At 59.1% G+C, this 16,821-nt stretch carries 13 protein-coding genes and 1 tRNA gene; 4 read left to right on the plus strand and 10 right to left on the minus strand.

Annotated elements, in window-relative coordinates:
• Positions 1-596 precede the first annotated feature (596 nt).
• From AAF555_06135 to AAF555_06145, 3 genes are all read right to left on the minus strand, one after another.
• Positions 597-681: transfer RNA gene (locus AAF555_06135), tRNA-Tyr, on the minus strand.
• A 98-nt stretch (positions 682-779) separates the two neighbouring features.
• On the minus strand, positions 780-1,616 hold the full coding sequence (locus AAF555_06140) for a peptidylprolyl isomerase (protein ID MEM6911146.1): 837 nt from the start codon (positions 1,614-1,616) through the stop codon (positions 780-782).
• Positions 1,613-2,434, minus strand: a complete 822-nt coding sequence (locus AAF555_06145; protein MEM6911147.1) for a hypothetical protein — start codon at positions 2,432-2,434, stop codon at positions 1,613-1,615. The genes AAF555_06140 and AAF555_06145 overlap by 4 nt, the downstream gene beginning before the upstream one ends.
• A 92-nt stretch (positions 2,435-2,526) precedes the next feature.
• Here AAF555_06145 and AAF555_06150 point away from each other — a divergent pair, with 92 nt between their 5' ends.
• Positions 2,527-4,266, plus strand: a complete 1,740-nt coding sequence (locus AAF555_06150; GenBank protein ID MEM6911148.1) for a cation:proton antiporter — start codon at positions 2,527-2,529, stop codon at positions 4,264-4,266.
• A gap of 15 nt (positions 4,267-4,281) precedes the next feature.
• Here AAF555_06150 and AAF555_06155 read toward each other — a convergent pair whose 3' ends face one another.
• The gene (locus AAF555_06155; protein ID MEM6911149.1) at positions 4,282-5,352 is read right to left on the minus strand and encodes a peptidylprolyl isomerase; all 1,071 of its coding nucleotides are present in this window, start codon (positions 5,350-5,352) and stop codon (positions 4,282-4,284) included.
• A gap of 109 nt (positions 5,353-5,461) precedes the next feature.
• On the opposite strand from AAF555_06155, the gene AAF555_06160 reads away from it, so the two are divergent.
• Positions 5,462-6,022 (plus strand): YqgE/AlgH family protein, encoded by a 561-nt coding sequence (locus tag AAF555_06160; protein MEM6911150.1) that lies wholly within the window; start codon positions 5,462-5,464, stop codon positions 6,020-6,022.
• A gap of 124 nt (positions 6,023-6,146) precedes the next feature.
• Here the strand turns inward: AAF555_06160 and AAF555_06165 are convergent, their stop codons facing one another.
• Positions 6,147-8,141, minus strand: a complete 1,995-nt coding sequence (locus AAF555_06165) for a hypothetical protein (protein MEM6911151.1) — start codon at positions 8,139-8,141, stop codon at positions 6,147-6,149.
• A gap of 286 nt (positions 8,142-8,427) precedes the next feature.
• On the opposite strand from AAF555_06165, the gene AAF555_06170 reads away from it, so the two are divergent.
• On the plus strand, positions 8,428-9,435 hold the full coding sequence (locus AAF555_06170) for a hypothetical protein (protein MEM6911152.1): 1,008 nt from the start codon (positions 8,428-8,430) through the stop codon (positions 9,433-9,435).
• A 15-nt stretch (positions 9,436-9,450) separates the two neighbouring features.
• Here the strand turns inward: AAF555_06170 and AAF555_06175 are convergent, their stop codons facing one another.
• Together AAF555_06175 and AAF555_06180 are read right to left on the minus strand one after the other, a co-directional pair.
• Positions 9,451-10,296, minus strand: a complete 846-nt coding sequence (locus AAF555_06175) for a hypothetical protein (GenBank protein MEM6911153.1) — start codon at positions 10,294-10,296, stop codon at positions 9,451-9,453.
• Positions 10,293-11,252 (minus strand): permease, encoded by a 960-nt coding sequence (locus tag AAF555_06180; protein MEM6911154.1) that lies wholly within the window; start codon positions 11,250-11,252, stop codon positions 10,293-10,295. The genes AAF555_06175 and AAF555_06180 overlap by 4 nt, the downstream gene beginning before the upstream one ends.
• Positions 11,253-11,313: 61 nt before the next feature.
• Between AAF555_06180 and rmuC the strand changes: the two genes are divergently transcribed.
• Positions 11,314-12,648: a DNA recombination protein RmuC gene (rmuC, locus tag AAF555_06185; GenBank protein ID MEM6911155.1), complete on the plus strand. Its 1,335-nt coding sequence runs from the start codon at positions 11,314-11,316 to the stop codon at positions 12,646-12,648.
• A 352-nt stretch (positions 12,649-13,000) separates the two neighbouring features.
• Here rmuC and AAF555_06190 read toward each other — a convergent pair whose 3' ends face one another.
• The 3 genes from AAF555_06190 to AAF555_06200 all read right to left on the minus strand — a co-directional run bounded on the left by AAF555_06190 (position 13,001) and on the right by AAF555_06200 (position 16,808).
• The gene (locus AAF555_06190) at positions 13,001-14,089 is read right to left on the minus strand and encodes a hypothetical protein (protein ID MEM6911156.1); all 1,089 of its coding nucleotides are present in this window, start codon (positions 14,087-14,089) and stop codon (positions 13,001-13,003) included.
• A 371-nt stretch (positions 14,090-14,460) separates the two neighbouring features.
• Positions 14,461-14,679, minus strand: coding sequence for a DUF433 domain-containing protein (locus AAF555_06195; GenBank protein MEM6911157.1), 219 nt, complete (start codon positions 14,677-14,679; stop codon positions 14,461-14,463).
• Between the two features lie 419 nt (positions 14,680-15,098).
• Positions 15,099-16,808, minus strand: coding sequence for a putative manganese-dependent inorganic diphosphatase (locus AAF555_06200; protein ID MEM6911158.1), 1,710 nt, complete (start codon positions 16,806-16,808; stop codon positions 15,099-15,101).
• Positions 16,809-16,821 lie beyond the last annotated feature (13 nt).

Genomic DNA, 16,821 nt, shown 5'->3' on the forward strand with positions numbered 1-16,821 from the left:
CCCACGCTGATTATGGGGTTGTTTCTTGGGCGGTTTGTTTTGGGGCCCTCACCAGGGCGGGCGGGGGGGGGGGGGCTGCAACCTAACCCCTGTTGCAACGCAGGGCTGGCTCGAAAGACTCTGGCTCTCCCTTCCCCGCGCTTCAGCGCCTCTTCCCTACTCCACCTCCCCTCCATTCTAACAGTGAATTCTGGAGCTTGGTATTAGCCACTGCCAGCTCTGGCCTAGAGCTTCGCAGGCCCACTAAAAACAAAAAAATTTGCTCAGACAAACCCAGACTTTACGGGTCAAATTCAGCCGAAAAAATCTGCCCATCTTCTGCCCATCTTGGCAAAAGTCGGCCTTTGAAAATCTTGAGCCAGATCAGCATAACTCACTGAGTATCGAAATGGTGGGCAGGGCAGGATGATTCGGTGCCCACTGGTTCGCTGTCGCTCACAGACTCACCACAGAAGGCGCTCGCCTGCGGCTCCCGCTGCCCCGCCCCGCACACAAACCTTGAGGCGCTCGGCATTGAGCCTCCCGCGCAGGTTCGCATCCCAGTTCCCCATCCTCTCAACAATCGAAAATCAGCAATCGAAATTCGAAAATCAATATGGTGGGCAGGGCAGGATTCGAACCTGCGAAGGCATAGCCAACAGATTTACAGTCTGCCCCGTTTGACCGCTCCGGAACCTACCCAATTTTGAGAAAACAAGCTGACGCGGTCGCCTTCTGGCGGGACGGGCGCTATACCGCAGCCCCTTCTTCCATGCAAAAGATTTTTCTAGCGAACCCTCCTACCAGACTCGATTGAGCAAACCGCGAAAAAAGCCCTGGCTCTCTTCAGTCACCTCCGCTTCCAGCTCACCCCGCTCCTCCCCTCGCTCGCTTCGGGGGGCGATTTTCTCGGTCCTTCCAGGAAGGTTTTTTAGCTCGTGCACCAACTTCATTTCCACGATCTCCACTCGCCGGAGCGGGATGTCGTTCTCGTCCGTGGGAACCTGAGCCATTTGCTCAAGCACTCCGCGATCCCCCACCACCTCGGCAAAAACCGTGTATTGGCCATCCAGCCGGGACTGGCGCTTGAGCGCGATGAAGAATTGGCTGCCGTTGGATTTTTTCTCCGGGTTCACCTTGTTGTTGCGACGAGCCATCGCCACGGTGCCGGCCACAAACCGTTCCTCGCTCAACTCCGCGTCCAAAACATAGCCCGGACCTTGCAAGCCCCAGGCCGCCCGGCTCGCATCGCTCTCACTTTGGGGGTCACCCGCTTGCACCAGAAAACCAGGAATCACTCGATGGAAGGCCAAGCCCTCGTAAAATTCCTCCTTCACCAGTTCCTTGAAATTGGCCACCGTCTCCGGTGCCAAATCGGGGCGCAGTTGCAGGTAAAGCAAGTGCCCCTCCCCATCGAAGAAGAGGCTCATCTCCACGAAATGGTCGTCGCTCCCATCCCAAGGGTTGAGTTCGCCCACCTTGCCGGCAGCGCCCCCCACTGCCCCGGCCGCCGTCCCCACCATGGAAGCCGTTCCCGAGAGGGCGGAGCCGGTCACCGATCCAGCCTTTTTCAGACCGCTGCAGGCTGGCAAAAGGGGGCAGGCAAGCGCGGCGAGGAGAAGCGGGAGGATTTTCATGGAGTCGGAATTTCCGCTCGAAGGCGGGGGCGACAAGCTTGGCGAAGGATTGCAGAGGAGGAAAGTCCTTTTTCGATTTCGAAGGACGCCCCTTCCTCCACGAGCGCACTTTTGACAAAGCCAAGCGCTTCTTGGCCCGCGATGCTGGTGAGCCGACCCACCGCTTGCTCTCTTCCCTCGCGAAAGAGTTCCTGGCCCTCGGCGGCCTCTCCCTCCAGCTGAAAATGACAAAGCCTCTGGCGAACTTTCCCCGAGAGCTTCATGCGCGAAATCACTTCCTGTCCCAGGTAGCAGCCTTTGTGAAAATCGACACCGTATTCATCCAAACCCACTTCCGCCGGAAGCACGCTCTCGGAAAGCTCTTGGCCCCAAAGCGGAATGCCTTGCGCCACTCGGAGCGCCTCGGGATCGTCGCCCGCTTCCTGGGGCCAATCAGCTAAGGAAACCCTCTGGTCGCGCCCAGCCAACCCCCAACGCCAAGCGACCACCCCTTCTCCCGAGCCCACCTGGTGGACGAGACCAAACTCATCGCTACGATCTTCCATTTCGGCATCGTCCGCGATGAGATAACGTTCCAATCGCATGCCCAACTCCTCGCGCTGGGACCCGGGAGCATCCACCCAGATCGCATCCTCTACCCGGTGTAGCCAAACCAGCCCCAGGATCATTCCTTTGGGGTTCGGCACCAGAGCCGGCAGGGCCTCTCCCTCCACCAATTTGGCCACATTGGCCGTCACTTGCCCATTGAGATAGCGGATCGCGTCGGGGCCCGTGAAGCGAAAAAAGGCTCGGTCTGGTTCGAGAAAGCGGGCTTCCATGAAACGTCCATCGGACGGCCTGCCTCAAGGCGCAACCTTTTGGCGCAAGCCTGGCTTGCCAAGGAGGGGCCAGCCACGATTACTTTCCTCTCATGGCTGGGCTCCTCTCGCTGCTAGCGACCTCCTCCACGGATGTCTCCCCCATCGTGGCGGTCTTGACCGTCCTGCTGGTCTCGGTGGTCCTGGTGTCGCTTGTCTTGGCGCGTTTTCGCCAGTCCCTGCTGGTAGGCTACTTCCTCTGCGGGGTCGTCATCGCGAACTCCGGCCTTTTGGAAATGCTCGGCGCCACCGCGGAAGAAGGCGTCATCGAGCGACTCGCCGAACTCGGCGTGGTTCTCCTGATGTTCACCCTTGGCATCGAGTTCTCGCTCGAAGAACTCAAGCATCTCCGTAAAGTCGTCTTCGGCGGGGGCAGTCTTCAGATGGCGGCCACCAGCCTCGCCATTGGACTGGTAGCGCATGCCTTTGGCGCCGACCCGGCCTTGGCTTTTGTCATCGGAATGACCTTGGCCGTCAGCTCCACCGCCGTCAGTCTCAAGTCTTTCCAGGACATGGGCATGCCCACCTCACCCGGAGCCCGCATGGCCTTGGGGATCTCGATTTTCCAGGATCTCCTGGTGATCCTCTTCATGATTTTTCTCCCACCCATCCTGGGGGCTTCCAGTGGTTCTCCCGTGATGGCGGTGGGCGGAGCCATGGCCAAAGCCGCTCTCTTCCTCCTCGGCACCTGGGTTTTGAGCCGCTATGTCATCCCGAAGCTCTTGGATGCCGTGGCCGGCACTCGCAGCCGGGAGCTTTTCACCATCACAGTGGTGGCCCTCTGTGCCACGATCGCATTTGGCGCCAGCCAATTGCAGCTCAGCTTGGCGCTCGGTGCCTTCGCGGCTGGGCTGGTCGTGAGCGAATCCATCTACAGCCACCGGGTCCTCGCGGATATCCTTCCCTTCAAGGACCTCTTTCTCACCCTCTTCTTCGTCTCGGTGGGCCTGCTCATCGATGTCTCCACCACCCTGGCCAACTGGGGCTACGTCACGCTCGGCGTGATCGCTCTTCTTCTGATCAAGGGCCTGATCGTCTGGGGCCTAGCTCGCTGGCTCCGGCTCAACACCCGCCAAAGTCTCTTGGGCGCTTTCGCCCTCGCCAGCAGCGGAGAGTTTTCCCTCGTTCTGCTTAGTCGGGTGGGCGAGCTACGGGTCCTCGATCCGCAGCTGGAACAAATCCTTCTGGTCTGCACCGCCGTCTCGATGGGCCTGGTGCCCGCGCTCATGCGTTGGGCCACCCCCCTGTCTCGGGCGCTCGAAGGCCAGAAATTCTTTCGTTCCCGACCCATCCTCCACCCAGAACTGGAAAGCCACGCCGCCCTCAAACGCTTGCAGGAACACGTCATCATTTGTGGCTATGGCCCGGTTGGCCGCAGTCTCCACCGTGCGCTTACACGCTGTGACATCCCGGTCTTGGTGATTGAGTTGAATGCCGAAACGGTCCGCACCCTCCACCACCAAGGAGTGCCGGTTCTCTTTGCCGACGCCACCCATCCGGAGACCATGGAGCTGGCCCGCGTGCAAGCAGCCCGGGCCATCGCTTTCACCTTTCCCGAAGCGGAGATCACCTTGCAATCGCTGGCGCTCGTCCGGGCACAAAATCCACAAATCTACGCCTTCGCTCGGGCCAAGTTTCGCTCCCAAGTCAGCCTCCTGCAAAAGGAAGGCGTGCAAGCAGTCATTCATGACGAGCACGAAAGCGCCCACCGGATGATTCACAGCGTGCTCGGCAGCTATGGCCGAGGCGATGTCGAAGAAGCCCTCAAAGCGGCCTTCGACGACTGGGTGTGATCCCAAACCGCCCGATCAATTCTGAAACACATCCCACCGGATCTCTACCTTGGCTGTGGCAAAGAGCTGCTCTTCCAGCTCCTGGAGAGCCACCCGACGTTTCTCATTGCGAAGGTGAAGACGAATTTCTTTTTCCATCTCAGCGAGCGTGGCAGGCCGACCGGGAGCGCGGTTCAAGATCTCGACTACATGCCAGCCAATCTTGCTCTCGAAAGGAGCCAATAGGCCCAGCCCCCCGTGCCGGAAAACAGGCCCCGTAAAGCTGGCGTCCATCCGATCAGCGGCGAACCAACCCAGGTCTCCCCCCTTCGGAGCCGTGGCCGGATCTCGGCTCTGCTCCTTGGCCAATTCGGAGAAGCGACTCTGGTCCTCCACCAAGGCCTCATGAAGAGCTTGGGCCTGCTCCCGGAGAGCCGCTTGATCTTGCCGGAGGCTGGGGAGAAAAATGTGACGCGCTCGGATTCGCTCTGGCAGGCGCAGGTCCTCTCGATTCTCCGCAAACCACGCTTCGATCTCTTCCGAAGCCACCTCGAGGTCCGGCAAAATCGCCTGCTCGAGCCATCGCTCCTTCAAAAGCCTCTGTCGCAGCGCCTCCCTCGCGTCGGCATCCTCCACGCCCCAGCTTTCTAATTCCGCCCGTCGCTGGCCCGGACTGGGAAAGCGCGCCAAAAAAGCCTGCCATTCCTCCTCTAGGACCGCTTCATCGATTTCCTGATCTTGATACTTGGCCCTTACCTCGAGCGCGCGATCAATCACCAATTCGCGCAAGACCGCCAAGCGCAATTCGCGACGCATCCGCGGAGAAAGGCCCTCCACCGACCGGCCCCGTTTCCAGAGATAGCGCACCACGGCTTGGTCGAGAGTCGTCAAAGTGAGCGGCTCGCCATAAAGCAAGGCCGCCACCGGCCCCGCCTCGACCGAGTCCTGCGGAGAACGCCAACGCTCTAGCTGGCCACGCAGGGGCCCTGCCACCCAGTAGAGATCCACGAAGAGGTAAAGAATCACCACCCCATAAATCACCGCCCTCCAAGGGAAGCGCGCGCGCCGAGCGGCCGCCCGAGGGAGGGAGCGCGGGGTTGGGGCCATACCCCGTCTAACGCGCCCGCCTCCCGCGCTGTCAAGACGAGGAAGACCGGCTCCCTGTGCTTCTTTTCCTTTGGCCTTTGCCAGATTCGGGCGACACTTCCCCTCGGCGATGGAATCCTTCGATGAACCCGGCCCCCTTCAGCTGCGCAGCAAGCTCCTGCTGGCCGCACCCGCCTTGCAGGACCCGAATTTTCATCGGACCGCCATCTTGGTAACGGAACACGAGCCTACGCAAGGAGCCCAGGGCTATGTCCTCAATCGCCCTCTCGGCAAAACAGTCGGCCAACTGCTGACCGGTCCAGAATTCGTCCCCCTAGCGGAGGTTCCCGTCTGCGTGGGAGGGCCCGTCAGTCACGAAAAGCTGACCTTCGCCTCCTTCTGGTGGAACCGGGAAGAGGGCTCGCTGGTGCCCGAGAGTCACCTCTCCCACGACCAAGCAGTCGAAGCTCTCCTCGACGGAAAAACGGTGCGAGCCTTCGTCGGTTACTCCGGTTGGCGGGAAGGGCAATTGGAAGAAGAACTCCGCCAAGAAACCTGGATTCTTCATAAGGGCAGCCCCTGGCTCGCTGAACAAGGGGCCACCGAACCACTCTGGGAGAAACTCCTGGAAAGCCTGGGCCCCTGGTACCAGCTCCTGGCAGCCACCCCAGGAAATCCCACTCTGAACTAAGACCAAGCTGCCAGCTGAACCGGCCGCAAAAAATCCGCCGCGGACCAAGGAGGACTCACCCAAAAAGAACCGCCAATCTCTTCCTGAAAACTGAAAACTTGAAACTCAACCCCCTAACCAATCCTCAGCTAGCCGCTGCCTCCCGCAAAAGACGTCGCCAGACAAAACGCATTTCCTGATTCAAGAGGCGCAGGAGGGCCGACAAGCGGCTCGCCTGCCGGTCATTGCCATATTTGAGCAAGAGTCGGGAAATGCCAAAGAGCGTGGACCAACCCGTGGCATCGATTCGCACCACATCGAGCCTTCCCTCGGCCAGGCTCGCCGCAGAGGCAAAACTCCACTCCCGTGGCTGCCACGACTCCCCTTCCTTGAGAAAAAGCACCGTCTTGGAACGGACCCCCTCCTCCAAAGCCCGACTGGACTCCGCCTGCAAGAGCGCCTCCCAATACTCCTCCTCCTGTGGCGGACGCCCCCCCAAAATGATCCGCTGGCCCGGCACCCGCCAGACCACAAAAGCCCGCTCGTGAGCCAACTCCCGGTGGCTCCGCACAAAGGGCACAAGGCGACCCGATTCTGCCAAAACCTGCTCCAAAACCGGGTAATCAATCCACCACTCCTCCCCTGGGAAATTCTCCTTCCGAAGGCCTTCCAACTCCTTCAACAGTTCATAGAAATTCCCTGCCGAAGGCGGCGCCACCTCGCGCGAGGAAAGCGGCGGCTCGGATTCGGGCGGCTCCGGATGGTGGACGCCATTGGCGACCAAAGGGCTGAGAGAGGCCGTCGATCGCCGCTGGAACTCTCTCGCTGGCGCCACGTTCTCCTTGGTCAAGGGCGCGCTCGCCCCAAGCGGCTCCCCCTGCTCTCCCTTGGGAGAAGCCGCTCCTTCCTCGGCTTCCTCCTCTGTTTCTTCTGGCTCGTCGGCCAGAGGTTCATCGCTCTCCTTGGCCGGGGGAAGCAGGGCGGGGACCCGGGTTTGGCTGAGCGACTCCAGCTTGAAAAAATCCTCCCACGCTTGCTGCAAGACTCGCAGGACAGCCCGCACGGACCAGGACTCCTCCCCACGCTCTAGAAAGCGCCGATCCAAAGCCACAAACTTCCGGAAGCGCTCCCAGGTTGGCTCGTCCACCGACCCTTGGACCTTCACCAGAGACTCCAGCAACTCCTCCGCTTGGGGCAAAAGAATCCCGCCCAGTTCCATCTCGGAGGCCGTGAGGCGATCCCGGACGGCGCTCGTGAGAGTCGGCTCCAGAACACGCTGCCACCAGTCCTGATTGACCACCGCCACCACCGGCAGCGGACCACGCCCTAACTCTCCCAGAAACGCAGCCGCCTCCCGGCAGGCCCCTTCGCTCTCCCCCTGCCAGCTTTCCCAGTGATCGAAGTCGAGCCAAACTGGCAAGCAGTCAGCCAGGACCCGACTGAGCACCCCAAAATTCTCTCGAGCGAGCGACTCCGAACCGTGCCCCAGCTCACCGCGATCGATGGCATCGCAAACCGAAGGCCCCCCTTCCTCGGCCAAAGCCCAAAAAAATTGCCGACCCCAAAAACCGGACTCCGGTTCCGGCACCGCATAGAGCTGGGAAAAGGCCTCCGCCAAAAGCGGTCGCAGGCCCCCATACCGACCCGCCAGCCAACGCGCCACCTCGTGCTCCTGGCTCGCCACATCCAAGGCCAAGTCCGCATTCTCTGGCAACCATTTCGCATAGGCCTCCGGATCGGAACATGGGATCTCCCCGCTGCGAAGGAGTTGCGTCAAAAGTCGGGCAAAGACGCGCCGCGCCAACAAAGTCATCCGGCAAATGCCCTCGCGATCCGAGCGGGAAAGCCAATGGAGAGTCCGCAGCAGCAGCCCTCGCCAAGTCGGCACCCCCGTGTCGGGGAAGCGAAGCGTCAGGCGCTCGATCCGCGAGCCCAGATCACGCTGCAAACGCCACAACAAATGGCTCTTGCCATACCCCGCCTCCCGCGAAGTTAGCAGAATCAGCCCCTCGTCCTCGCCCGCCAGCCGCTCCTCCACCCGCCGAGCCAGTTGCACGGAATCCTCGGCGTGCAGACTCGCGACCTCCGCCAAGGGCTGGGAAGCCGACTGGAAGACATCAGACCGAAAAGGATTCTCCATGAGCAGCTTGTTTTGGAAAAAAGGATAAAAACCAACCGATACCGAATTCTTGCAGGTTCTCTAAATTATTATCTTCTCTGAATATTTATGACTATTCGAAAATAGAAAGGCCTTTCTCGGGAAAAGATGGTCGAGCGAGCCAAATTCGTTAGAAGCCCTCGCCAAGCAGCGTTTTTCCAAACACCCCCTCCTCAAACAGCGTCCCCCGCCTTCATCGCAGCCATGGAATTGGCAAAATTTTCTGGCAAATTGAATGAGCTGTTGTTTTTTTAGCATCAATACCCCCATGAACCGCCTCTTTCTGCCTCTTCTCTTCCCGCTCAGTCTCCTCGCGCAGGAACCTCAGCCCATGACGGAAGTCGACCGTGAGCGAGCCCTCGAGCGCTTGGCCAAGCTGGAAAATAGCTTTTTTGATTCCACCAACGACCGGATGCGCTCGGCCTACCAAGCCTTCTCGGCCGCCTCGCGCAGCAACGTCCTGGCCTACGCCTTCTTCATGGAAGCCTACAAAGAGGTCAACTTCGTCCGCAAGGATCGTCCCCTCGTCGAGTATGGCGAGTGGCGTCGAGCGAACTCGGACAAATTCAAAGAGCGCGCCCAGAGCACCGGCTTCCAAATGCAGCTCAAGTTCCTCATGCTGGCCATTGAATCGACCTACACCAGCCGCGAAGACATGCTGCCAAAAATCGAAGCCTTCTTGGCCGAAGTCGTAGCCATCTCCGCCGAGGTCACAGGCGTGACACGTCACCTCAGGCAGGACCCCATCAAATCGGTCTTTGTGGAACTCTATCACCTCCACGACCTCAAACCGGATCCCTTTGGGAAAAACCCGATCGACTTAGGCGGTTTCTACGAAAAGGTCATTCTCGACCACTATCGCCAAGAAAACCAAAGCCTGGCCGCGCTCCGGGAAGCTTGGGAGCGGCGCCTCACCCTCCACGTCCGCATGGCTCGTTCAGAGGAACTCCTCCTGCGCTACGAAGATCGCCAGGAGCGCAACAATCTCGGAGACGGTGGCAATGGCAACAACAGTAACAACCAGGAAGAACCCACCGAAGGACAGGAAAAATTCCTCTCCGACGCCTATCCCAAACTCAGGTGGGCCATGGCGCAGGACCTCTACAAGAAAGGAGACGTCCGCAAACAGATCGCTGCCATGTTCGAAATCGCTGAGCGCAATCGCGGTCACGAAGACGTGGACGAATGGCTGGCCCAGCTTCGCAAACACCTCCAGCCAGAAGAGCCCGAAACCGTTGAGACCCCTGAGGAAGCCCTCCTCGAAGCCAGTCTCTAGGGAAGCCTCGTCTCCCTAAAATCCCGAAAGCGGACCCGTGGGAGAGGACCTTCCCGAGCTTTCCGCCTCGAGGTCCTCGATCGACTCCACTTGGATGACCGGAGAAAGGTAACCGTCCTCTCCCATCTCAAAGCCTAAAATACCCGTCACGCGGACTCGATTCTTCGACGGGATCTCCGGTTTCTCGCCACCATCGAACTCAATGGGAAAGCCGAAGGGGCGCGCGTCGGCCGAACAGCAGGTCATCATCAGCTCATACATCCACATCCGCGGCTCGCTCGGGCTGAGCGCGAGGACCTGAGCCTCCACTTGGACGGGCTTGTCTTTGAAAATCGGCATCAGCCCCTCATCGCCCGCCACATAAAAAAGCTCCATCGCATCCACCCGGAAATGACCCGAAGGAGTCTGAGCATGCTCCTCTCGGAAACGCTCCTCGGTATACTCGCCCACTCGCTCCATCGCTGGCGGTCGCTCGGGCAGCGCTCCTCCGCCCGCACTCCGGCGGAGCAAGACCTCCTCGCTGAACTCGTCTTCTGTCAGAAGAATCGCCCCCCAGAGCGGCAGCAAAAGAATCCCAAAAGAAAGCCCTCGCATCCTCGAAGAGCTGGGATCCTCCTCGTCCACCATCCCGGCCGGCAGATCAAAGGTCGAAGGAGCATGCCTTCGCGGAACAGCGGTCTCCCGAGTGCAAATCACAAAGGTGGCCAAAACCAGCAAGCCACAGCCTCCAAAAAGGAGATAATTCAGGAAATCGGGCGCCAGGTAGACCTCCGCCCGTCGGGACACAAAGAAATACAACAAAACCAGCCCCAGAAAGACCGCCGTGAGCGGCCCCGTCCATCTCCACCACGAGCTCTTCATCGCATCCCGTCGATCGTCACAAACTCAAACCACCACAGGCTCAAGCCCCCTGCCAAAAGGAAAAGGCCCAGCCCCAAACCAAAAACAAACTTGGGCCGAAAGACACTCAAATACAGGAAAGTCAGCTTCAGATCGAGCATGGGGCCAAAGACAAGAAAGGCCATGCGCGCGCTCAAGGTGAAAGTCGGCAGCGCAGCAATGAAAAAGGCATCCGACGTACTGCAAAGAGACAAGACATAAGACAAAGCCATCAGCGCGGCCGTCGAAACCATTTCTTGAGCCGCCAAGCCCTCCAAGTCCCCTGGAGCCACCCGCACGATGAAGACCGCGGCCAAAAAGACCCCCACCGTGAAGTAAAGCGCCGTCTCCAGAAAATCCCGGAGCGCCGTCCGCATGGCCAGGATCGTCCGATTCTCTTTCTCGAGCGCCACGGAAGCCGCAGCCCGCGTCTCCTCACCAAAACCCGTCCCCTGCCCGGCCAGCACCTCCCCCAGCACCTTCTTCTTCAAAACGAAAGACGCCCTCAATTTCATCACCACCCAACCCACCAAAACCGCTGTCACATACCCCAAAAAAATGCGGGAAAAGGCCAGTTGCCAACCGTCCGGCGTGTAATTTTCAAAAGCCTTGAAAGTGCTTAGCAGAGTGATGGGATTGAAAATGGGAGCCGCCAACATATAGGCCACCGCGCAGCTCAGTGGAAGCCCCTTGCGAAGCAGGCGGCGAATGACCGGGACGACCGCACACTCGCACACCGGCATCACAAACCCCAGCAAGCCCGAAAGCGCGACCGCCGACCAACGATTCTTCGGCAAGACCCGGTCCAGCCAGCCCGAGGGCAGGTAGACATCCATGAAACCGGACACCAACGTCCCCAGAAAAATGAAAGGCAAACCCTCCAGAAGAAGCCCAAGAAAGGCGTAGGAGATATCTGAAAGCTGGGCCGCCAAAAGCATCGCGCTCACCAAGCCACAAAAGACTTTCCAGGAAACTGAAATCTCCGAAAGTGCCCCACCCGTGTCCGCCTCTCTTTCTCAAGCCGCCCTCCCCTTCGCCCTCGGCCTTCTTCTTGGAGGCCTTCTGCTCTGGCTCATTCAGCGGGGCCAGCGACGCGAGCCCATCCTCGAGGCAGAACTCGCCAGCGAGCGAAAGCAAGCGGCCCAAAACCAAGCCGAAAACGCCCAGCAGCGGCAGCAACTGCAAACCCTCCATGGCCAACTGGCTCGCCTCGAGGAAGCCAACCGACACTTGCAGGAAGAAACCGCCCAAAAGCGCGAAGAGCTAGGCCAGCTCTTGGAACACAACCGAGGCGAATTCGCCCACCTCGCTCGCAAAATTCTCGATGAACAATCCAAGCGCTTCACCGAAGCGAGCCACGAGCGCCTAGGCGAACTACTCGTCCCGTTTCGCGATCGCATGGTCGAATTCCGGGAAAAAGTTGAAAAAACGCACGAAAGCCAGGGCGAGCGATTCGCCGCCCTCCGCCAAGAACTCAGTCATCTCCGCCAGCTCAATCAACAGATCTCCCAGGACGCCCTCAACCTGACCCACGCCCTCCGGGGAGAAAGCCAGGTCCAGGGAGCCTGGGGGGAAATGCTTCTAGAACGCATCTTGGAACAATCCGGCCTCCAAGAAGGCTCCGAATACACCACCCAAGGCAGCTACACCACGGAGAGCGAAGCCGGAGCCCGGCGAGTCCGGCCGGACGTCGTCATCCACCTCCCTGACCAGCGCCACGTCATCATCGACTCCAAAGTCAGCTTGGTAGCCTACGCCGATTACGTGAACGCCGAAGACCCCGCGGAAACCGAATCGGCCGCGCAACGCCACCGCGACTCCCTCCGCGCTCATCTGAAAGGCATCAGCCTGAAAAACTACCAGCAAGCCCACGGCTTGGAATCGCTCGACTTCATCCTCGTCTTCATCCCCATCGAAAGCGCCTTCAATCTCGCTCTGCAAAGAGACACCGAACTCTACGACAGTGCCTTCCGCCAAAACATCGTCCTCGTCACCCCCTCCACCCTCTTGGCCAGCCTCCGCGTCATCGAAAACCTCTGGCGGCAAGACAAACAAAATCGCAACGCCCTCCGCATCGCCGACGAAGCCGGCAAGCTCTACGACAAACTGGTCGGTTTCCTCGACGACATGGACGCCCTCGACAACCGCCTCCGCCAAGCGAAAGACAGCTACCACCAAGCACGCAAAAAACTCCAAACAGGAACGGGCAACCTCATTGGCCGCGCCGAAAAACTCAGAAAACTAGGCGCACGCACCACCAAAACCCTCCCCTCCTCTTCTCCACCCGAAGAGGAACCGACCGCCCAAACCGAACTGGATGCTCCTCCTACTTGAAAACTCGCAAGCAAACCGAGTGCCTCCCAGTGAAACCCTTCCGGGTAGGTCTTTCCCGAATTTGGCAACCTGATCTGCTTCTTATACCAAGCTGCAGAACTGGCTGGTAGAATGGCCGAGTGGATTTCGGGCCAGACGAGGGTGCGGTGCAGGCACCGTAACCGAGGAGCAACGCAGGGCTGGCTCCAAAGACTCCGGCTCTTCCTTCCCCGCGCTTCAGCGCCTCTTCCCCACAACACCTTCCCTCCATTCTACCAGTGAATTCTGGAGCTTGGTATGAGGTGCTCAGACCGAGCCCCGCCTGTCTACCCTCTCGGAGAAAGCTCGGCTCGAATCTTTTTGAAAGGCGAAACTATCGCAAATGCGAGAGAACATCTCGCGTGAAATAGGGTTCTTCATTTTGCCAGAAAATGTAATCCACCCTAAGAAAGTCCCTCGCAAAGGCATGAAGCATCGGGACATCCGTTGGCTGCTGATGGTTGCCTTTGGGGAGACTCTGGCCTGGCCCGACATCCGCTCCCGTCATCCCAATGTAGTTTCCTCGTTGCACGGCTATGCTGAGGGGAACGGAATACCGGTTTTCATGCATCAGTGCCAAAGCATGGTTTAGCTGTGCTTTACGCCGAACCATCAAATCAGGCCCTCCCAAACCAACCCCAATCTCTTCCCCGTATTCGTAAATCGAGCGCAAATATCGCCTGTCCTCCCACGGAAGCCACTCGCCGGGCATAAAGTTCGCGTATTGAATGGTAACCGACTTAGGGAAAGCACCCTTCAGTGCCCTCATATTCGCTTTGATTCCTTCGGCGTAGAGCTGTGAAGTGAAGGAAGAGTCACGCTCGGTGCTCAATCCCTCGGCAGCGGTTTCGGGAAGATTGATGCCCTCGACCTTCCCGTCGAACTCCTTCCCGAGAGCTTTCAGGAGCAAGGCAAAGCGATCTCGAACTCTAGAGTTCCAGCGTTTCGCGATCCAGCCAGAGGAAGCTCCCTCATCGCTTTTCTTCTCAAACTCACCTCCATCAAACTCTGGGCTTCGGAGGTAGGAGGGCACCGCTGGACTCTCAAAGTGGAACGTCACATCCTGAAGCTGAATGAAGAGTTTTTTTTTCCTGGAAGTGAGGTAATCGAGGTCTTCACTTACAATGGAAAAGTCATAAGAACCACGAGATTTCTCCAATGCTCTCCAGGGATAAAGGATTTGAGCACCGGCAATCCGCTCGTTGTCCAAAAACGAATGCTCACGGATCTCAGCCCGAGGGATGAAGACAAAGTGTTTGATCTCGTCTTCTGGGAGAGGTGACACTGCGTCGAGATACTGCTTGTATGTCTCGACGTATCGATCGGCATCTGGCACCTCCGCGCTCCCGGACGGTGTAAACAACATGAACAGGGCACTCAGCAAAACGAGCAGAAATGTTCTCCAGGAATCTTGGTCTCTCATTTAGTCTCTAGGCAAAACGTAAAAGCCACCACCGCCTCGCAAAGGCTCAGCCTCAAGGGGTCAAGGGGTCAAGGGGTCAGTCAACAAATCTCAACATCCAGCTCACGACTTCCTCCTCCAACTCCTTCTCGGACAGGCCTTCCAATCTTCGCACTTGCTGGCTCACATTGGCCGGGCTCTTCAGGTTCAATTGCTCCGCAATCCATCTCTGCGGCATGGTGGGTAGGAACCGAGAACATAGGTAACAGGAAACCGGGGACGATAGCAGCCCAGAGCGGCTAAAGGAAGGAGCGATCCTTACCGCCCCTCGATGAGCTGATCCCCCTGCTCCAGCAGTCGCTCGATCTGCGGCAACAAGGGCTCGAACCACTTCAGGGGGTCACAAGAACGGGATGGTCAGCCTCAGCCGCCGCATAATGGAGACAAGCGTCGATGTCTGCATCCTCGAGATACGGGAAGTCCTCGAGGATTTCCTGCCGGGGGACCTTCGCGGCGAGCAGGTCGAGGACATCCTTGACCCGGATCCGCAATCCCGGGATGCACGGCCGTCCACCGCACTGTTCCGGGTTGAAGGTAATTCGTTCGTTCATGGGCTTAGGGTAATTCAAGCCCCGCGTTCCTTCCAGCGCTTTTCGGCCGGATGGCAGGCCTCGAAGACTTGGCGGAGGGCCTCGACGTTCATCTCGGTGTAGATGGCCGTGGATTCGAGGCTCGCGTGGCCGAGGAGCTTCTGGATGTGCCATTCAGGTTATACCAAGCTGCAGAATTGACTGGTAGAATGGCCGAGTGGATTTCGAGCCAGCCCTGCGTTGCTCCTCGGTTACGGTGCCTGCACCGCGCCCTCGTCGTGCCTTGGTCTGGTTAGGCAATCCAAGCAGTGTTGCGGCGCGTGGGTAGCTCGCTACAGAAGCTTCGCGTGCGGTGAGCGCGAGAAAATGAAGATGGAGATGGCGAGCGCAGAACACATTCTCACTTCGCTGACGGAGGACGAGGAGGGTTCCTCTGTTTTTTATCCCTCCCCTGCTCCGACTACTTCCGTGACCTCGGAGACGGCGCGGCTGAGGGCGGGGAAGAGTTGTTTCTTGCGGGAGACGACTCCGTCCATCTCATAGAGGCCTTCGCGCATCCGAGGATACGGAAGCTTTGCCAGCAGACGCTCGTCCCCGGCCGCCAGAAGCACACTGTAATGCCTCCCCACATCGGTTACCATGACGCAGACAAGGTCCAATCCACCTTCTTCCCGAAGACTTTCCAAGGCGGCCCGCAGGGGTTCCTCCCTTTCCCAGAAGACCTCCAAGCCTAGCTCCTCTATGTGAGAAATACTCAACTTCCAACCTGACTCCGTGTATTCCTTGCGGTCGGCTCCGAGGGCGGTCGAGGCGGGCAACTCCCGCAACATGGAACCCGTTTCAAAGAAGGCTCGCGCAAAGTCCTCCAAGTCGATTTCGCCCACGCCACAAAGCCAATGGAGCATTTCCCGATCTACCTCAGTGGTGGTGGGCGAGGTCAGCTTGAGGGTATCGGCGATGATGCCGGCCGCCAAGCAAACCGCTGTCCCCCGCTCCGGCTGGAGCCCTTCTCTCTGGAAGGATTGGCCGACGATCGTGCAAGTGGAACCCACTAACTCATTGATGAAACGGACGGGCTCGCGGGTGACCAAGTTCCCGCTGAGACGATGGTGGTCGAGGACTTCGAGAATGTCCGCTTCGTCGGCGCCGTCGACGGCTTGGGAAAACTCATTGTGGTCCACCAAGACCAGCTGGGCGGCCGGAGGATCGAGCAGGTCAGATTTCGAGAAGACTCCCAGAAGCTTGCGGGTTTCCTGGTGGACCACGGCGAAGAGGACCTCAGTCGAGTTTTGCACCTGATCGAGAATCCTCGAGACCAGCTCGGTGGCGGAGAAACTGACGAAGTCGGAGTCCAGCAAGGCGTCACAGACGGGTCGGGAGAACCGCACTAGCTGCGCGGTGGAGGCGGTGTCTTGCTGGCAGGTCAAGACGCTCACTCCATGATCCTTGGCCAAGGCAGCCAGCCAAGGCTCGGGAGGAAAGCCGCCGGTTAGGACGAGCGCGCGCACCCCATATTCCACTGCCGCCACTTGCAGAGGCGGGCGGTCCCCGGTTAAGACCAGCAGCCGGGAGGCATCGTAATCGCCAAGCCGACGGGCAAAGGTTTCCGCGCTGGACGCCCCCACCATCATGATGAAGTCCTCGATTTTTTCGGGCTCGAAAGAGACGAGTTTTTTGGCTTGGAGGACGTTGGCGATGTTGTCCAAGCTGGTCATGACCTCTCTCACTTGCTGGTTGAGATGGCCATTGGGGAGGATCAGGCGCAGGATTTCGTGCAGGCTGGGCATTCCAATGATGCGCCCTTGCTCATCGACGACCGGTATCGCGCGCAAGCCATCTTCCATCATGATGCCGTAGGCGGTCTGGAAGGTCTCATTCGGCTTCACTCGGCCGACGGCTCGGCGAGCAATCCGTGCCGCTGTCGGCCGGACATCCATCACGAGTTCAGGTGCCGGAACGCCTGCTTGGGAGAGGACCCACTTGGTGCGCGAGTTAATGCCGCCGCAGCAAGCGGCCCTTGCTTCCGGTCGGCGAGTTCTTCGCAAGAGTTCGGCATACCCGATCGCCGAACAGATGGAGTCGGTGTCCGGGTTCTTGTGCCCGATTACGTAGACCGGTTCGGTCAAGTTGGCTCCTGGGTTTTCGTCCATGGAATTTCCGCGA

The sequence above is a fragment of the Verrucomicrobiota bacterium genome (assembly GCA_039027815.1).
In the GTDB taxonomy this organism is placed as follows: Bacteria; Verrucomicrobiota; Verrucomicrobiia; order Verrucomicrobiales; family JBCCJK01; genus JBCCJK01.

Excerpts from the sequence above, each read along its gene's own strand:
- AAF555_06140 (MEM6911146.1), bottom strand. The coding sequence starts at position 1,616 with ATGAAAATCCTCCCGCTTCTCCTCGCCGCGCTTGCCTGCCCCCTTTTG.
- AAF555_06145 (MEM6911147.1), bottom strand. The coding sequence starts at position 2,434 with ATGGAAGCCCGCTTTCTCGAACCAGACCGAGCCTTTTTTCGCTTCACG.
- AAF555_06150 (MEM6911148.1), top strand. The coding sequence starts at position 2,527 with ATGGCTGGGCTCCTCTCGCTGCTAGCGACCTCCTCCACGGATGTCTCC.
- AAF555_06155 (MEM6911149.1), bottom strand. The coding sequence starts at position 5,352 with ATGGCCCCAACCCCGCGCTCCCTCCCTCGGGCGGCCGCTCGGCGCGCG.
- AAF555_06160 (MEM6911150.1), top strand. The coding sequence starts at position 5,462 with ATGGAATCCTTCGATGAACCCGGCCCCCTTCAGCTGCGCAGCAAGCTC.
- AAF555_06165 (MEM6911151.1), bottom strand. The coding sequence starts at position 8,141 with ATGGAGAATCCTTTTCGGTCTGATGTCTTCCAGTCGGCTTCCCAGCCC.
- AAF555_06170 (MEM6911152.1), top strand. The coding sequence starts at position 8,428 with ATGAACCGCCTCTTTCTGCCTCTTCTCTTCCCGCTCAGTCTCCTCGCG.
- AAF555_06175 (MEM6911153.1), bottom strand. The coding sequence starts at position 10,296 with ATGAAGAGCTCGTGGTGGAGATGGACGGGGCCGCTCACGGCGGTCTTT.
- AAF555_06180 (MEM6911154.1), bottom strand. The coding sequence starts at position 11,252 with ATGCTTTTGGCGGCCCAGCTTTCAGATATCTCCTACGCCTTTCTTGGG.
- AAF555_06190 (MEM6911156.1), bottom strand. The coding sequence starts at position 14,089 with ATGAGAGACCAAGATTCCTGGAGAACATTTCTGCTCGTTTTGCTGAGT.
- AAF555_06195 (MEM6911157.1), bottom strand. The coding sequence starts at position 14,679 with ATGAACGAACGAATTACCTTCAACCCGGAACAGTGCGGTGGACGGCCG.
- AAF555_06200 (MEM6911158.1), bottom strand. The coding sequence starts at position 16,808 with ATGGACGAAAACCCAGGAGCCAACTTGACCGAACCGGTCTACGTAATC.